This is a genomic window from Candidatus Planktophila vernalis, assembly GCF_002288185.1.
GTDB lineage: Bacteria > Actinomycetota > Actinomycetes > Nanopelagicales > Nanopelagicaceae > Planktophila > Planktophila vernalis.
On record NZ_CP016776.1, the window covers coordinates 1,195,534 to 1,213,357 of the forward strand.

Below are 17,824 nucleotides of genomic sequence, written 5' to 3' on the forward strand. Positions count from 1 at the left end.
TTCGCGCCAATCGTCTCACTTCTTTAGACTTGGCTTCTACCCCAAAGGGTTGAAATATGGCCGAATTCAAAGATTGGAGCGCTAGTGCCTACTTACCAATACGCATGTAACGCTTGCGAACATGAATTTGAAGCCTTCCAGTCCTTTAGCGATGCCTCACTCACCCAATGCCCAGAGTGCAAGGGAGAAATCCGTAAGGTCTATAGCGCCGTGGGTGTTGTATTCAAAGGCTCCGGATTTTATAAAACTGATTCTGCAAAAAAGACAACAGCAAGTGAACCCGCTAAATCAACTCCTGCAGCTGCGCCAACTCCGGCAGCTAAGGCTGATTAGTCCTGGTGGTGGGGCGGCTTATCTGACTTAATTTCTTCTTCGCGTCGTAATTGTTCTGCCGCGGCTTCAGGATCGATCTCATCTGATGTCACATTAGGAAAGAGATCACTCATAGTTTTAAGTCTACATCTAAGGAGTAAGAAACGTGTTTGAGAAGCTTGGAAAGTTCATCGTTAAGCGCAGCAAGCTAGTCCTTTTGTCCTTCATTATTACAACAATCATCGCTGGCGCAGTCGGCTCCTTATCCTTTGGACGCTTAGATTCAGGTGGTTACTCAGACCTCAATAGCGATTCAGCTAAGGCTGCTAAGTATGTTGTTGATGTATTTGGTGCAGAAGAGCCAGTTGTAGTGATGGTTGTGGACTCTGCAAGTTCAACAATCGATGATCCAGCTGTTGCAAGCACAGCAATTGAAATTGAAAAGAAGATTCAAAACCATGAGGGAGTCTCAAAAACTTTCTCCTACTGGTCGACTGGTGGATCACCAACCATGAAATCTAAAGATGGAAAAGCAGGCTTCATCTTGGTGTATTCCGACATTGATGCCTTTGATTGGGATGCCCTCAGTGCCGTAGGCGCATCACTACAGGAAGAGTTTGATGGCAAGTACAAGAATGTTCAGATCTACGCATCTGGTGCAGGCGTTATTACTTATGCAATCAACCACAAGATTGAAAAGGATTTGATTCTCGCTGAATCAATTGCGATTCCACTTACATTCCTCCTTCTTGTATTTGTCTTCGGTGCCCTCGTAGCATCTGCAACACCTTTATTTGTCGGTGTGACTGCCATCCTTGGATCTTTCTTTATCATTTACCTACTAACGCTATTTACTAACGTCAGCGTCTTTGCTCTCAATCTCATCACTGGCCTTGGATTAGGCCTTGGTATCGATTACGCACTTCTCATGGTCAATCGATTCCGAGAAGAACTCCATAACGGCCACAGTGTTGAAGAATCTGTAGTCACAACTGTCGCTACAGCCGGTAAGACTGTTTTCTATTCAGGCCTCACTGTTTTTGTAACGATGGCCTCACTGCTCTTCTTCCCACTTGAGTTCTTGAAATCATTTGGGTACGCAGGCGTTTCGGTCATTACATTTGCAGTGATCGGCGCAGTAATTGCTCTGCCAGCACTTCTTGCCGTGCTTGGTGAAAAGGTTGATAAGGGAGTTATACGTAAGAGTGCAATTACTCCTAAAGAAGATGGTCGCTGGGCTCACACTGCACGCAACGTTATGCAGCGTCCCGTTCCAGTTGTAATTGCTTGCTTAGTTGTCTTAGGAATTATGGCAGCTCCTGTTACTAATATTTCGTTTGCTCAAGTTGATTCAAGAGTTCTACCTGCATCAAATCCAGCTGCTATTGCAGCTGAAGTAGTTGATACCCGCTTTGACGGATTGATTGGAAGTCCGATTGAAGTTGTAGTACCAAATGGTGTTGGGCGTGAAAGTGAAATTACTGCTTTCTTGGACAAGGTTAAAGGTATTGAGGGCATCGTCCGTGTTGGTGAGATTGAGGTTTATAAGCAAGACATTCGAGTTCAAGTAATTTCTTCTGTGCCATCGCGAAGCACTGATTCAATGAAGGTAATTCATGACATTAGAGATCTTGAACACCCTGCTGGCACACTCATTGGTGGAGCTGCAGCTGACTTCACAGACTCTCAAGATGGAATCGCTAGAACATTGCCTTTGGCTTTGGGATGGATTGCACTGACTGTGTTAATTCTTATCTTCATCTTTACCGGTTCAATCATCTTGCCGATTAAGGCTGTGATTTTAAATGCGCTTTCATTAGTTGCGACCCTGGGTGCAATTACCTGGATATTCATTGATGGACACTTAAAGTGGTTGGTAGGTGATTTCACCGTAACCGGCACTTTGGATACAGGATCAGTGATTCTGGTAGCAGTAGTTGTGTTCGGACTATCAATGGACTACGAACTATTCCTGCTCTCACGAATTCGTGAAGAACATTTAAGCGGTAAGAGCAATGTTGAATCTGTTGCAGTTGGTCTACAGAGATCTGCTCGAATCATTACTGCTGCTGCACTCTTATTAGCCGTTGTTTTTGCTTCCTTTATGACAAGCGGCGTTACATCTATCAAGATGTTGGGCTTTGGAGTTGCACTTGCAGTTATTTTGGATGCAACATTGGTGCGCGCTCTTCTTGTTCCAGCACTTATGCGTTTATTTGGTGAACGTAACTGGTGGGCACCTAAGTGGATGCAGAAATTTACTCTTAAGCATTAATTAAAAATAACGTGTCCCCGGCGGGAGTTGAACCTGCGACCTACCGCTTAGGAGGCGGTTGCTCTATCCACTGAGCTACGGGGACTTAGATTGTGCAGGGGCAATCTTGTCATGAATTAATGACAAGGCTAGACTGGTTAAAACAATCGAAAAGGATGTTATTTCCTCATGTGGGGCCAGCAATGAAGGCGCTAGTTATAGGCGCGGGCGGAGTTGGCAGAGCTATTGTCAATATCGCTTCTCGCAAGTCATTTATTACATCCATGGTTATTGCAGATCGCACGCTCTCTCGTGCTGAAGAAGCAGTGGTGCGCGTAAAGGACTCCAGATTTTCAGCAGCCGAAGTTAACGCTGCCGAACTTGAAGATATCCGAGCTCTCATTCGTAAAGTGAAACCAGATGTTGTAGTCAACGCTGTTGATCCACGTTTTGTGATGCCAATTTTTCTAGCCTGTGAAATTGAAAGTACTAACTACATTGATATGGCGATGTCTTTATCCCGACCACATCCTCACTATCCAAACTCAGAAACTGGCGTAAAGCTGGGAGATGAACAGTTTGCCCGTGATTGGAACTGGAAAGAGCGCGATATCTACGCACTAGTTGGGATGGGTATAGAGCCTGGAATGAGTGATGTCTTTGCACGTTATGCCGCAGATCATCTTTTCTCCGTAATTGATTCGATAACAATTTTCGATGGCTCTAACTTAACTGTTGAAGGTTATGAATTTGCGCCTTCATTTTCAATCTGGACAACAATCGAAGAATGCTTAAATCCCCCGTTGGTTTGGGAAGATGGCCGTGGTTGGTTTACAACAGAGCCATTTAGTGAAATAGAAACTTTTGATTTCCCTGAGGGAATTGGTCCTGTCGAGTGCGTAAACGTTGAACACGAAGAAGTTGTCTTAATCCCCCAAAAAGTTGATGCCAAGAAAGTTAACTTTAAATACGGCCTTGGTGCCCAGTTCATTACAACCTTAAAAACCATTCATATGCTCGGTATGGATCGCAAAGAAAATGTTGACGTCCAGGGAATCTCAGTCTCTCCTCGCGACCTACTCGCTGCTTCTTTGCCAGATCCTGCAACGTTGGGTTCCCGCATGAAGGGCAAAACTTGTGCAGGTGCATTAGTAAAGGGCCTAAACAAAGAGGGAAAGCCTTACGCTTGTTATATGTATAACGTCATTGATAACGAGTGGTCTATGGCCGAATACGGAGATCAAGCAGTTGTATGGCAAACAGCGGTAAATCCAGTAATTGCAATGGAGTTAATCCATAAAGGGATCTGGAAACCTGAAGGAGTTGCAGGCCCTGAATGGTTTGATGCAAAGCCATTTTTAGATTCACTTGAATCCTATGGAACTACATGGAAAATCCGTGAAGAAAACATTTGATGTTGTTGTAATTGGATCCGGCTTTGGTGGATCCGTATCTGCACTACGCCTTAAAGAAAAGGGTTATAGCGTTGCCGTGCTTGAGGCAGGAAAGCGTTTTCGCGATAAAGATTTCCCAAAAACTTCATGGCGAATAAGCAAATTCCTGTTTGCTCCAAAGCTTGGGCTCTACGGAATTCAGCGCATCCATGTATTGCCTGATGTTCTAGTTTTAGCTGGCGCAGGTGTCGGTGGTGGATCTTTGGTTTATGCCAACACTTTGTATCAACCCGGAGATAAATACTTCACTGACAAACAGTGGGCATCAATTACTAACTGGAAAGAAGAGTTAGAGCCTTGGTATGACCAAGCTCGTCGGATGTTGGGCGTAATAGAGAACCCATATTTTTCTAATAGCGATAAAGCTATGAAAGAAGCTGCTGAAGCAATGGGTGTGGGTCACACATTCAAGATGGCTCCACTTGGAATCTATTTTGGTGATGGCAAAGGTGTTGCAAGTAAAGATCCATTCTTTGGTGGTGTTGGCCCTGATCGCAACGGATGTATGCAATGCGGTGCTTGCATGAGTGGATGCAGATTCAACGCAAAAAACACATTACCTAAAAACTACTTAGGGCTAGCTGAAAAAGCTGGAGCTCAAGTTTTTCCAATGACGACTGCCACAAAGATTGAGAAGTTGGCTAACGGTGAGTGGAAGATTTCAACCCGAAAAACTGATGACTGGTTGGGTGAGAAGGGCACAGTATTTTTCGCTAAAGATGTAATTCTCGCCGCTGGAACATTCAACACACAAAAACTGCTCCATAAGATGAAAGATGACCAGGTACTGCCAGCGATCTCTGATCGTTTAGGTGATTTGTCTAGAACTAATAGCGAAGCTCTTACAGGTGCGCTGATGCAAAATACTGATATTGATTACAGCGATGGCAGCGCTATCACTTCTTCCTTCTTCCCTGATGAAAACACCCACATTGAACCTGTTCGCTACGGCAAAGGTTCTAATTTAATGGGCTTGCTACAAACCATCATGACCGATGGTCATTCATCACAAGATCGACGAAAGCAGTGGTGGAGGCAGTTTGTAGCTAATCCAAAACTTCTCTTTAAGATTTTGAATGTGCGACGTTGGAGTGAGCGAACAGTTATTGCACTAACGATGCAAAATGTTGACTCATCGGTCTCTGTTCGAGGAAAGAAATCAATCTTTGGGTGGCATTTAACTTCAACCAATGATCCTGAGCACCCAAACGCCACATATATTCCAGCAGCTAACGAGGCCGTTAGACACATTGCACAAAAGCAGGGCGGAATAGCAGGCGGACACGTTGGCGATCTCATAGATGCCCCATTTACCGCCCACTTTGTTGGTGGTTGCGTCATTGGCAGTGATCAGAGTGAGGGAGTAATTGATCCTTACCACCGTGTTTGGAACTACCCAACACTTCACATTGTTGATGGTTCAACAATTACTGCAAATTTAGGTGTGAATCCATCGTTAACAATTACTGCTCAAGCAGAACGTGCTTTATCGTTCTGGCCAAATAAAGGTGATGTAGATTCAAGACCTGCACAAGATCAGCCATACAAGAGATTAAATGCAGTTGCACCACGCGCACCATTTGTTCCAGCAGGGGCACTGGGCGAACTACGAGTTAACTAGGAGATTTACATGCAATCGTGGGCTTTAGTAACTGGTGCAACCGTTGGAATTGGTGAGAGCTTCACACGATTACTTGCAAAAAATGGTTACAACATAGTTTTGGTTGCCCGCGATTTACCAAGACTTCAAGAGCGAGCAAAGGGCCTTGAATCAACCTTTGGGGTAGCAACAAAAGTGATTCAGGCAGATCTAGCAACTGATGCAGGCTGTAAATTAATTGAAGATTTCATTACAAATAATCAAATAGACGTCCTCATCAATAATGCCGGCTTTGGACTCAACAAAGCTTTTACGATGAGTCAATTAGATGCTGAGCAGCAAATGCTTGATGTTCTTGTGCGAACCCCTATGCGCCTGATGCATGTTGCACTTCCTGGAATGAAAGAGCGCAACAAAGGTGTCATTATCAACGTCTCATCAGTTGCCGGATGGATTGCAGGTGGAACATATAGTGCTTCAAAGTCTTATCTAACAGTTCTCTCTGAATCACTTCACACTGAGCTTGCAGCAACGAATGTGAAAGTCAGCGCGCTCTGCCCTGGCTTTACGAGAACTGAGTTTCACCAGCGCGGAGGCATGTCGATGAAAGGTCTACCCGCCTTCATGTGGCTCAACTCTGACAAGCTTGTTGCAACCGCTTGGAAGGAAGCGATCGCTGGTAAAGCAGTTAGCGTCCCGGGTTGGCAATACCAACTCCTGAGCTTTGTGGTGCACAGCGCCCCTCGTGCTTTGGTGCGAAAGATTGGCATGAACGTTCGCATCAAACAGCGCCAAAAGTAATCCCTGACCATTTTCACAGTGAATTCATTGGCTTCACGGCCGGGTTATCAGGAGCTTTTAACTTTGGGTTGGCTAAGATTCGTTCATATCCAATGGAGGTTTTTCTGATGCGTAAACTCGCTTCTCTCACACTTGCACTAGTCGTCGCTGGTGGAGTCATGATTGCTACCCCTGCTACTGCCGCTGCCAAGATTTCAAATGGCGTTGCCTGCAAGAAGCTCAATCAAACTACAACAGTAAGTGGCAGTAAGTACAAGTGTGCAAAGAACCCATTGTCTACTAGTACAAAACTGACCTGGCTTTCACTGGACTGCCTCAATTCAGCTGCAGCTTTTGTAAAGTCACAGAAAGATTCAGTTGTCCTTACAACAAATCTCACTGCTCAGATTCCAGTGATTGATCTTGGAATTACAACTGAGACAGCAAATAAGGCTGAAACACAGAAGAAGCTTGATGACACTAATTTGCGTCTGACTGCTGCTAAAGCAAAACTAGCTGCTGCAGTCTCTGATGCAGATAAGAAGGCGTACACATCTGCTGTATCTGCGTGGACATCAGCGGTTCGTCTATACACTTCTCAGCTCAATAAAATCACTTTAAACATTCGCAAGCTTGAATCAGCTAAGTTAGCTGCAACAACTCAGCCAGCTCAACTCAAGGCTGATGTTGCTAATACAAAGGCGAATGCACAACTCATCTGCACAAAGGGCTTCTAAAGCCAAACATCTGTAGGTAAAAGCCCCGTTAGAAATAACGGGGCTTTCCCTATTCATTTTGTGTTTTTGTCTGTCCTAGATTGAGAAGATGACTGTACGGATTCTTCGCATAGTTGCTCCCTCGCTTCTGCTCCTACATTTCTTAACTCATTTTTCACCAATAAATGGTTCACAACTAGTCGAGCTCTACCTCTATAACTCCATACCTTGCCTTGCAATCATTGTTGTTGCCATGGCACCACGGATATCAGATCCACTCTCTAAGTCTTTACTCATCACCGCAATCTCTCTCTGGCTTTTCGGCTCAGTTCTAGCCAGCACCGCCTCCTACTATTCATTACCTGAAGTAAATTCACTGATTTCAAATACTTCCTATCTGCTTTTCTATCCCTGCGCTGTTATTGCACTGCCCCGCCTTATAAATTCAAGTAGAAAATCAACTGTCCTTGAGATCTTTGATGCATCTATCGTTGGACTGGGCCTAGGAGTTTTAGGGACAACATTTGCACTCAAGCCGGTATTGCCCCACTTTGGTGGCAAATTAGGTGATGCCCTCTTTGCATTAACTTTTCCAGTATGTGATTTGATTTTAATATCTATAACTATTGCCACTATCGCATCTCATGGCTGGTCAAAGCGAAGTCTTGTAGTTTTTGCTGGCGTACTTGCATTCACTTGCACTGATTTCTTCTTCCTATGGCAACATCTCAATGGAAACTATTCCTTCGGTTCAATTGTCGATGATGGCTGGTTACTCGGGCTTCTACTTCTTGCTGAAAGCACATGGCATCCAGGCAAAGATGAAGAATCTACTGCATCAGTAAATCCAATCTTTATTGCGCTCTCAGTTTTCTTAAGTGCCACTCTTTTAGCCCTTATAGCAATTAAACCTGGATACTTTCCAACCTTTATTTTGTTTCCAGCCGTTAGTACTTTGATGCTGGCATTTATCCGTATGACAATCGCCCTCAAGCAAGCAAGAAACATCGGACATGAGCGAATACTGGCGCGCACTGATGAGTTAACAGGATTGCCTAACCGCCGCCGCCTCATAAGTGAAATAGAAAGCTTTGTAGGAAAAGATGGATCGCTTTTATTGCTTGATCTAGATGGATTCAAACCCGTCAATGATTTATATGGCCACACAACTGGCGACAAAGTACTGCAACAAGTCTCTCGACGCTTTGCCCGTGCGCTACCTTCAGGAGCGTTACTAGCACGCCTTGGCGGGGATGAATTTGGTGTGTTAATTGAAGGTGCTTATGAGCACTCCATGGATATTGCACTAGCGCTGCGGGCCACGTTGAGTTATCCCTTTGATATCGATAGCCAACAGATCAACATAGATGTCAGCATTGGGGTGGCAGAAAATACTGGTTCACCTGACTTGTTGCGAAGGGCAGATGATGCGATGTATCGAGCTAAGCGCGAGGGTCTAGGGGTTTGTCGGCTTTAATCTCTTTTAGGCGTTCCAAAGATTCCAAGCGCTCTATTGCATGATCAACTAATCGCTCTGGATAGCCCTTGCTGTATCCATCTAAATAGAGCCATGGTTCATGTATTTCGGCCGCAGATAAATGCGCAAGCTCTGGCACATACTTTCGAATGTAATCCCCATTTTCATCAAAGCGTTTGCCTTGCTCAATTGGATTAAAGACTCGGTAATAAGGAGATGCATCTGTGCCGGTGCCTGCTGTCCACTGCCAACCATGAGCATTAGATGCAACATCATAATCAACTAAGTGATCAGCAAAGAATCTCTCTCCTAGCTGCCACTCAAGATGTAGATCTTTAACTAAGAATGAGGCAACAACCATTCGGGTGCGGTTATGCATCCAGCCTTCTTGTATCAGTTGGCGCATGGCTGCATCAACAAATGGATAGCCAGTCTTTCCTTCACACCAGGCTTTGAATTGAGCACCAGGCTCGTCATATCGCATGTCAGCAAAGCGAGGCGCGTAATACTCACGATCAGTCATTGGATTGTTAAAGAGAACATCAGCATAAAACTCACGCCAAGCAATCTCTTTGCGGAAAGTATCGTGGGCTTTGCTTTCTCCCAAGTTTTCAAGAAGTGTGCGCGGATGAATCTCACCAAACTTTAGATATGAACTCATCTTTGAAGTTCCATCTATGCCTGCAAAATTTCTGTTCTCATCGTAAGTATCGAGGCCCTTTTTGGTGAATTCTTTAAATCGAGATAACGCTGCTGCTTCTCCCGCTTTTATAATTTCAACACCTTTTGGTAGTGGAAAATCAGGAAAACTACGGTATTCAGAAGTTGGTTGCACAAATTTCATACTCTTAGGTGTTTTTGCTGGCGCGCGCCAACCATGAGTTCGCCATGCTCTATAAAATGGCGTGTAGACCTTGTATGGGGTTGCATCACTAGGTTTTAGAACTCGCCCAGGTGTAACAGCATATGGACTTCCCGTGCGAACTAACTTAATTCCCGCAGCTTCCACTCTTGCATCACGCTCTGCGCCATATCGCTCATACTCTGCAGAGATGTGAACCTCTTGAACATCATATTTTTTTATCAGCGCAGTTAGTACTTCAACCTGATCGCCCTCAATGATGTGCAGATTATTACCAAGTGACTCATCCAAACTTCTTAATGATTGAGCCATATAAGCCAATAGCTTTGCACCGGCCTCTTTAATCTGAGTTTTATCAAGAATAAAAAGTGGAATTACTTGCTCTGATGATTCAACTGCGGCCAATAAGGCAGGATGGTCGTTGATTCGAAGATCTCGACGAAACCAGATAATGGCTACTTTCCCTTTTGGCATGGGTAGATTTAACCAGTAGGAAAGAGATTAAGCGCACCCAAATCCGTAGGCGTTGCATCAATTTCTGGCGCTGCATTACTTACGTATAGATCACTACCGTCGTGGTGCGGGGATGGTGAGGCTTGTATACGGTAGCTCATATTTTTTCCCCTTCGAATTAATGACTTCTGCGCGAAGTTCTAGTTTTTGTTCTGCAAACTCAAGCGGATCGATGTAAACGATATAAGGCGAGTTGGTATCTGTGCCCAGTGAAATCCATGGCTTATCAGCAGCAGTTCTAGCGGAAAACGTAACCTTCAAAAGATCTTTAGAGGTAACTGCTGCTTTTGTTTCGTAATATCCAGTCAGAAAATCCATCTTTGAAGTTAACTTTCCAACCTTTACATCAGTCTTATCAATGCCCTTATTGGCCTTTAAAACCACTGTAGATAGGGCCGGCACAGTAATTGTCACAACCTCACTCTTATTAACAACAGCCGGCTTACCCAATAGAGCTTTCCATCCACCAGTTGAAGTTGCAGTGTTAATCGATGCTTTGATTGCCTTGGTTGAGCTATTAAAAGCAACTAGGTACTCACGATTTTCTGACTCATCTTTCTTTGAAATCACCAATAGCTCGTCTTTGGCGTATCTAACCTGCATAGATGAGTTAGCTAACCCTGGATTTGATCCTCTTAAGGCTGATAAAACTTTGAGGTATTTAGCAATTGGGTGTGAATCTGTAATTGAAAAAGCATCACCTGTACCAATGGGATTACTTCCTACACGTGCTTCAGTTTTCCAAATTCCAACTTTCGTCGAAAACATATCTTGGCGTGCTAACTGATCAGAACCTGAACCTGTACCAATCATTCCAACTTCATCACCGTAATAAACCGAAGGGATACCACGAGTTAAATACATGAGCGCATGCCCTAGCAAGGTTCTTGGTAGTAGTTCACTGGCCTTGTTAATTCGCTTTGACTCAATAATCTTGGCTGCACGTCCCATGTCATGATTTCCTAGGAAAGTCACAAGGTTACTGGCATCTGATGTAGCAGTTGTATACAGGTCATCATAAGCAAAGAGGTTTTCTACAACTGTTGCATCAGAATAACCAGCTGCGAACTCTGCCGCAGTCCGTTGGAATGGGAAATCTAGAACAGTTTGAATCTTGTTTCTGCGAACGTAATTCATCAGATTAATCGGGTTAACATCCCACACTTCACCAAAGATTGTGAAGTTATCAATACCTACTGATTTAGCAGCAGCATTAATCTGTGGTGACCAGTTTTTGAAGAAAGCATCATCAACGTGGCGAGCTGTGTCGACTCGAAATCCTGAGATTCCATAGTCCCTAATCCATTGTCCATACACATCAGCCCAGCCGTTATAAACAACTGGTTTTTCAGTTGCTATGTCATCCAAACCAAAGAAATCACCCGTTTGAATACAGGGGCCATCTCCCCAACAGTTACTCATTGATCCTACGTTGTGATAATTACTTAAATCATTGAGCCAGGCTGGGTTCTTGGCATTGAGTAAATCACTCGATAAGTAGGCGGTTTTATCGTTATAGGAAATCACATCACCTGTGTGGTTTGTAACGATATCTAGAATCAGCTTGAGATTTAACTTCTTGGCACAGGCAGCAAATGCAACCATATCTGCCTTAGTACCCAAGTGTGGATCTACATTTAAGAAATCAACGCCCCAATATCCATGATAGCCAGCACCGTTTGGAGTCGGCTTTTGTTGGACAACAAGTGGAGTAACCCAGATAGCAGTAAAACCAAGTTTTTTGATGCGAGCTAAACCGTTATCGCCATCACTGCATGTTCCAGTTAAACCCTTTAAATCTCCACCATGAAAAAATGCGGTATCTCTTGGGTTGTAACCCGGGAACGAATCATTTGATGTATCACCGTTAAGATAGCGATCAGGAAAAACAAAATAGATTAAATCTTTAGATAGACCTACTTTTACTGGATCAACTACTGGGGCAGCAAAAGATGTAGAGGCAAGCCCAATTAGAAGTGATGTAACTACAAAGAGTACAAACCTCTTTTTCAAGATTAACCCTTAACCGATCCTGCGGTTAATCCACTCACAATGTATTTCTGTAACGACAAGAAGATAATCACAATTGGTATGGAAGCCAAGATTGATCCCGCAGCAAATGGGCCCCAGTTTTGTGAGTACTGACCGCCGATGAACTGTTGCAATCCAACTGCCACAGTTCTACTTTCCATATCAACTAAGAACAAGCGGGCCAAAATAAACTCATTAAAGGTTCCAATAAAGCTCAGTAGTGAAACAACAGCTAATACTGGTGCGGCCAATGGCACGAAAATGAGCCAGAAAGTCTGCACTTCTGATGCTCCATCAATCTTTGCTGCCTCATCTAGCTCTGCAGGAATTGAATCAACAAAGCCCTTGAGTAACCAGATGTTCACGCCCATCGCTCCGCCTAAATAAACAAGAAGCAGGCCTGCACGAGTTCCTAATCCGATTGACGGTGCGAATGAATAAACGCGCTCCATAATCACATAGACGGCAGAGATGGCCAGGATTGCTGGAAACATCTGCACAAGAAGCAGTAGCTGAATACCTTGTTTGCGTCCCTTGAATTTAAGGCGGCTGAAGGCAAAGGCTGATGCCGAACCGATAATTACTGAAAGAACTGCAACAGAGCCTGCAATTACTAGAGAGTTCTGCACCCATGACAAATAAGGAATTGTGGGGTTATTAAACAAGAGTTGATAGTTCTTAAATGAGATTTCTTGTGGAATAAATGAGGTCAGCTGCAAACTTCCAGATGAGGCAAAGGATGAAATCACAACTAAGTACAAAGGAAAGAGAGCAAACAAGCAGATAGAGATGGCGATGATGTGTCGCCATGAGTCATGCCTTAACCATTTTTTCATCCGAATGTCTCCAATACCTTGGATTTTTTCAGACTATAAAGAGAAATGGAAGCAACGAGCACGAAGATGATGAGTGAAATAGCACTGGCAAGACCAAGATCTTGCGTGCCAGTTCCAAAGGCAATCTTGTAGGTGTAGCTAATCAAAATATCTGTGGCTCCTGCAATTTCTCCATCTAGTTCATTACGTGGGCCACCACCTGTGAGTAAGTAAATCAAATTGAAGTTATTGAAATTAAATGCAAATGAGGCAATCAATAGCGGTGAAAGAATCTGCAGTAATAGAGGCAAGGTAATCTTGCGGAAGATCTGACGTGGGTTAGCACCATCTATAGCTGCCGCTTCAAGTAATTCGCTTGGAATAGCTTGTAGTGATCCGCTTGAAATTAGATAGAAGTAAGGGAATCCCAGCCAAAGGTTTACAAGAATCACTGCTACACGTGCAAAATTGGGATCAGAGAACCAGGCAATATCACTTCCAAAGAGTGTATTGATTGCTCCAAACTCGGTGTTAAACATTCCACCCCAAATTAAGATACTCATAACACTTGGCATCGCATATGGAAGCACCAAGATAGAGCGATAGATTCGACGGCCAAATATTGGTCGATTCAAAGCAAGTGCAAGCAAGAGACCCAAAGCAAATGTCGTTAAAACAGTAAGCAAGGCAAATGCCACTGTCCATATAAAGACTCGAACTAATGGTTCACGCACCCGGGGATCAGTGATGATTTTTGAGTAGTTTTCAAACCAGATAGGTGCTCGCCAACCTGGCTCCAAGATTGCAGTTTTATCATCTACGAGTGCGTAGTTTCCACGACCGTTATCGCGATAAATGCTGCCATTTACTAGATTCCTAAATTCATCAGTTACAGGTAAGTATTCCAAGACCTGTCGAGAGACGATTCCTGCTTCAAAGCCTTCAAGTGCAATGAAGTACTCACCTTCATATTGAAATTGGATTTTCGAGAATGACTTATCCGCGCTTGCCATTTGAGCATCGGTCAAGATTGAGAAATTCGGAGCAGTGATTGCAACACCATATTCATTAAGGGTTACATCATTTGCTGCCACAGGAATTCGTGAATCTGCTGTGGAGATGAAATATTTTAAGTTAGTAATGTCTGAAATAAGAATTGCTTCTTTACCATCATAGGTTCCCAATTTGATATCAAATGATGTTCCAGATGGATCGGCTTCAATTCCACGGATCTTGACCTGAACTATTGCTTCTTCTTTAGAGATGATGTTTCCAGTTTTATAGTTAAAGCCTGACATCGTCACCGTATAAAGAATTGGCCCAATAACAAAGGCAATGAGTAGCAAGATGCCGGGTATAAAGAATTTAAGTGGAATGGAGATTTTGGTTAAATATGTCAGAGCTAAAGCAAGAATAGTTAGAGCTAAAAACGCGGAGATTACATACTCTCTTTGAGCAAAAGCGCTCTGTGCCAACATCAGCAAAATAGCTGAGGCAAGGCCAACGATAATGATCTTAAGCAAGAGGGCTACTTTGCCTCTTATTAAGTAAGTCATTCTCATTGGTCCTAACTCAGTTTATGAAAAGAGTAATGCGGGCGAGAATCTCGCCCGCATTACTCGACTTCAGTCTTTAATTTGGGTAACCCAAATTATTTATAGATCGGCCTTACCGGCTTCGACGTTTACACGCCAGATTGAAGCTAGCTTAGATGCTTCTTTAACTGCATCCTTGCCGTCGATTAGTACTGCGGTCCAGTAAGCAGGAGCTGAATCCCAGTAGTTAGCGCCACCCTTATTTGTATTTAGGAATGCGCCGATCTGTGGAATACCAGCAAGGCTTGCTGCAGAACCGAATCCACGCTGCGCAGCTGAAACGGTTGCATCAGCTTGAGCACCCTTTTCTGCTGGTGGGCGCTTCTCTTGAGCCTGGTAGCGAACCTGTCCATCAGTTGATGCAAAGAAGTTAGTAAGAAGTGACTTAGCGCCAGCTTCTACTCCATGCTTTGCAGCAAATGTTGTTAGAAGTGCACCGCTAACAGAACCGAACATCTTTCCGTAAGTGCCTTCTTTAACACCTGGAACTGGCATGAGATTCATTGTGAATCCCTTTGCTACGTAATCTGCCCATTCCCAGTTACCAATAACTGCGTAAGGAACTGTTCCTGCAAGGAAGTTGTCCTTGCAACCTGTATCTGTTGCTGGGAAGAAGCCATTGCTCTTCTTTCCATCCATCAAATACTTGCGAACGTTGCTACCAAATGTTGTTGCGCTGAATGTACGTCCGTAAACGATTCCACCGCGTGAGTTGAACTGGTATGCATCTGCGCCGAGTGCTGAGAATACTGAGTGAGCTCCCCATGACATTCCGCCGCCTGCAACGCAAAGTCCAGCCTTAAGACCCTTTGAGGCCTTGAGTGACTTGTAGTTTGTAACCATTTCACCAAAAGTCTTTGGTGCTGATGAAACAAGCTTGGTGTTGTAGATCATTGCAACGTTGTTGATGTCTACAGGAACGCCGTAAAGCTTGCCCTTGTATGTTAAATCAAGGAACTGTGTTGGATTGAAACGTGCCTTAACTGCAGCAGTTAGAGCTAGTGGTGCCAACTTTCCGCTCTTAGCTCCAGTTGGAACCCAGTCATTTCCACCAACAACAATGTCAGGTCCTGATGCATCAGTTGCTTTATCAAAAGCATCCTTAAGTGCATCAAAGCTTGAGAAAGTTACGACCTTAACTGTGTAACCAGAAACCCAGTCACCCTTAGCTGCAATTACCTTAGTTAGGTTTGGCCCGCGAGATTCATCTGCCCACACAACGATTTCTGTGGCAGCACTTGCTGATGGTGCTACAAGTGTTGAAACTGCAAGCGCGAATGCTGCGAAAACTCCAGCAAATCCGAAACGCTTTGTATTCATTTATATCCTCCATGGATGGAAATCACGCATACGAGGGCATGCGCTATTGAGGCTATTCCACACGTGTACAGGCGGGTAATCAAATTAGAAAGGCCCAACAAGGCCCTAGAGAGGGCGGTTTTATCCGATTGTTATAAAGGGTCACCGTTGCAGTAACCCTTGCAGACTTACTTGTGAAGCTGCTCTACCGTGCCATCCCAGCCCTTTACGGCCTCAGGTTTGCGAGGAGCCTTACCGATATAGCGAGCCGATGGGCGGATCAAGCGGCCAGTGCGCTTTTCTTCCAAGATGTGTGCAGACCAACCAGCAGTGCGTGCAGCTGTAAACATTGAAGTAAAGAGATGCGCAGGAACTTCTGCAAAGTCCAAAATGATTGCTGCCCAGAACTCAACATTTGTTTCTAGAACACGATCTGGTTGACGCTCACGTAGTTCCTTAAGCGCTGCTTGCTCTAGCGCTTCTGCAACTGCATAACGAGGTGCGTTTAATTCTTTAGCGGTACGACGCAATGTGCGAGCACGTGGATCTTCTGCGCGATAAACGCGGTGACCAAATCCCATAAGTCGTTCTTTGCGATCTAGCAATCCTTTTACATAAGTAGTTGCATCGCCAGTCTTTTCAACTTCATCAATCATATGTAATACGCGTGATGGTGCACCACCATGTAGTGGACCTGACATTGCACCAATTGCACCTGATAACGCAGCTGCAATATCTGCACCAGTTGATGCAATAACGCGTGCAGTAAATGTCGAAGCATTCATTCCATGCTCTGCAGCAGAAACAAAGTAAGCATCAATTGCGCGAACGTGTGCTGGATCTGGTTCCCCGCGCCAGCGAATCATCATGCGCTCAACAACTGTGTGTGCTTTATCAATTTCAGATTCTGGAACAGCTGGTGCAATTTGACCACGGGCAGCTTGTGCTAAGTATGAAAGAACCATCACAGATGCACGTGCAAGGTTGCTGCGAGCTTCTGCATCATCAATATCTAGAAGTGGTTTCAATCCCCATGCTGGTGCCAACATCGAAATTGCTGCCTGCACATCTACGCGCACATCACCTGAGTGCACTGGCAAAGGAAACTTTTCAGCATTTGGAAGACCTGGATTAAATTCATCATCAACTAGTAGTCCCCATACGTTTCCAAATGAAACGCGTCCGACTAGATCTTCGATATCAACTCCGCGATAGCGAAGCGCGCTACCTTCTTTGTCGGGCTCAGCAATTTCAGATTCAAACGCAATTACACCTTCAAGACCTGGCTTGAAATCATCTGACACGGTGAGCTCCTTTAAGCGAAGTGAAGTTTCCTGCACGCCCAATTCTGCCCCTAAGAAAGGGGTGCTGGCGACCACGCGGCCATGAGGATGCGTTCAGAGCCAAAGTGAGGTTCGATACATCCATGGCCGAATATGAGTTTTCTCGCGAAGAGATCCGTGCGATGCGCCGCTCCTATGGAGAGGCTGGCCTAGAGCATTTAGATGCAGACCCATTTAGCGCATTTTCTGAATGGCTGCGCCAGGCCCATGAGAACCCAATGATCGTTGAAGCAAATGCAATGGTGCTCTCAACTCTGGGCGATGATTCTTCCATTTCTACCAGAACAGTATTGCTCAAAGATATCTCTGATGGTGGATTTACTTTCTTCACTAACTACTCATCGCGCAAAGCTCATGCAATGGAGAATAACGAACACGTCAGTTTGCTCTTTCCCTGGTATGCGATGGAGCGCCAAGTTTCAATTAGTGGGCTAGCTGCAAAAGTTTCCCAACAAGAGTCCGAAGATTATTTTGCAACAAGACCTTGGGGTTCACAGATTGGTGCATGGGCAAGTCATCAATCATCACCACTTTCATCGCGTGAAGAGTTAGAACAACGCTATGAAGGTGCTGCACAGAAATGGCCTGAAGGAACAACAGTTCCATGTCCACCACATTGGGGCGGATATCGAGTTACTCCATTAACTATTGAATTTTGGCAGGGTCGTTATTCACGTTTGCATGATCGTTTGCGATTTGAGAGAGATAACACCAACTCAAAGTGGGAATTGAACAGGTATTACCCGTAGTTCTGCCCCAATAACAGCACATGC

14 protein-coding genes and 1 tRNA gene are annotated in these 17,824 nt (G+C 44.4%); 8 read left to right on the plus strand and 7 right to left on the minus strand.

Annotated features, from left to right (window positions below):
- Positions 1-84: 84 nt before the first annotated feature.
- Both A7sIIA15_RS06240 and A7sIIA15_RS06245 read left to right on the plus strand, forming a co-directional pair.
- Positions 85-333 carry an FmdB family zinc ribbon protein gene (locus tag A7sIIA15_RS06240; protein ID WP_095686281.1) on the plus strand — a complete coding sequence of 83 codons (249 nt, stop codon included), beginning with the start codon at positions 85-87 and terminating at the stop codon, positions 331-333.
- A 145-nt stretch (positions 334-478) separates the two neighbouring features.
- Complete coding sequence (locus A7sIIA15_RS06245; protein ID WP_095686282.1) at positions 479-2,587, plus strand: MMPL family transporter; 2,109 nt, start codon at positions 479-481, stop codon at positions 2,585-2,587.
- A gap of 12 nt (positions 2,588-2,599) precedes the next feature.
- On the opposite strand, the gene A7sIIA15_RS06250 is transcribed toward A7sIIA15_RS06245, so the two are convergent.
- Positions 2,600-2,672 (minus strand) — tRNA-Arg (locus A7sIIA15_RS06250).
- Positions 2,673-2,769: 97 nt separating this feature from the next.
- Between A7sIIA15_RS06250 and A7sIIA15_RS06255 the strand changes: the two genes are divergently transcribed.
- The 5 genes from A7sIIA15_RS06255 (at position 2,770) to A7sIIA15_RS06275 (ending at position 8,593) form a co-directional block, all read left to right on the plus strand.
- Entirely contained in the window at positions 2,770-3,981 is a 1,212-nt protein-coding gene (locus A7sIIA15_RS06255) for a saccharopine dehydrogenase family protein (protein WP_095686470.1), read from the plus strand.
- Complete coding sequence (locus A7sIIA15_RS06260; RefSeq protein ID WP_095686283.1) at positions 3,944-5,641, plus strand: GMC family oxidoreductase N-terminal domain-containing protein; 1,698 nt, start codon at positions 3,944-3,946, stop codon at positions 5,639-5,641. The genes A7sIIA15_RS06255 and A7sIIA15_RS06260 overlap by 38 nt, the downstream gene beginning before the upstream one ends.
- A 9-nt stretch (positions 5,642-5,650) precedes the next feature.
- Positions 5,651-6,421 (plus strand): SDR family NAD(P)-dependent oxidoreductase, encoded by a 771-nt coding sequence (locus tag A7sIIA15_RS06265; RefSeq protein WP_095686284.1) that lies wholly within the window; start codon positions 5,651-5,653, stop codon positions 6,419-6,421.
- Between the two features lie 107 nt (positions 6,422-6,528).
- The gene (locus A7sIIA15_RS06270; protein ID WP_095686471.1) at positions 6,529-7,137 is read left to right on the plus strand and encodes a hypothetical protein; all 609 of its coding nucleotides are present in this window, start codon (positions 6,529-6,531) and stop codon (positions 7,135-7,137) included.
- 88 nt (positions 7,138-7,225) lie between these two features.
- Positions 7,226-8,593 carry a GGDEF domain-containing protein gene (locus A7sIIA15_RS06275; protein WP_095686285.1) on the plus strand — a complete coding sequence of 456 codons (1,368 nt, stop codon included), beginning with the start codon at positions 7,226-7,228 and terminating at the stop codon, positions 8,591-8,593.
- Here the strand turns inward: A7sIIA15_RS06275 and A7sIIA15_RS06280 are convergent.
- From A7sIIA15_RS06280 to A7sIIA15_RS06305, 6 genes are all read right to left on the minus strand, one after another.
- Entirely contained in the window at positions 8,559-9,929 is a 1,371-nt protein-coding gene (locus tag A7sIIA15_RS06280) for a cryptochrome/photolyase family protein (RefSeq protein WP_095686286.1), read from the minus strand. The genes A7sIIA15_RS06275 and A7sIIA15_RS06280 overlap by 35 nt on opposite strands.
- A gap of 93 nt (positions 9,930-10,022) precedes the next feature.
- The gene (locus A7sIIA15_RS06285; protein WP_190279128.1) at positions 10,023-11,981 is read right to left on the minus strand and encodes an alpha-amylase family glycosyl hydrolase; all 1,959 of its coding nucleotides are present in this window, start codon (positions 11,979-11,981) and stop codon (positions 10,023-10,025) included.
- A gap of 2 nt (positions 11,982-11,983) precedes the next feature.
- Positions 11,984-12,835: a sugar ABC transporter permease gene (locus A7sIIA15_RS06290; RefSeq protein ID WP_095686288.1), complete on the minus strand. Its 852-nt coding sequence runs from the start codon at positions 12,833-12,835 to the stop codon at positions 11,984-11,986.
- Positions 12,832-14,370: an ABC transporter permease subunit gene (locus A7sIIA15_RS06295; RefSeq protein WP_190279129.1), complete on the minus strand. Its 1,539-nt coding sequence runs from the start codon at positions 14,368-14,370 to the stop codon at positions 12,832-12,834. Before A7sIIA15_RS06295 ends, A7sIIA15_RS06290 begins: the two co-directional genes overlap by 4 nt.
- A gap of 99 nt (positions 14,371-14,469) precedes the next feature.
- The gene (locus A7sIIA15_RS06300; RefSeq protein ID WP_095686290.1) at positions 14,470-15,729 is read right to left on the minus strand and encodes a sugar ABC transporter substrate-binding protein; all 1,260 of its coding nucleotides are present in this window, start codon (positions 15,727-15,729) and stop codon (positions 14,470-14,472) included.
- A gap of 167 nt (positions 15,730-15,896) precedes the next feature.
- Positions 15,897-17,012: a citrate synthase 2 gene (locus tag A7sIIA15_RS06305; RefSeq protein ID WP_095686291.1), complete on the minus strand. Its 1,116-nt coding sequence runs from the start codon at positions 17,010-17,012 to the stop codon at positions 15,897-15,899.
- Between the two features lie 122 nt (positions 17,013-17,134).
- Between A7sIIA15_RS06305 and pdxH the strand changes: the two genes are divergently transcribed.
- Entirely contained in the window at positions 17,135-17,800 is a 666-nt protein-coding gene (gene pdxH / locus A7sIIA15_RS06310) for a pyridoxamine 5'-phosphate oxidase (RefSeq protein WP_095686292.1), read from the plus strand.
- Positions 17,801-17,824 lie beyond the last annotated feature (24 nt).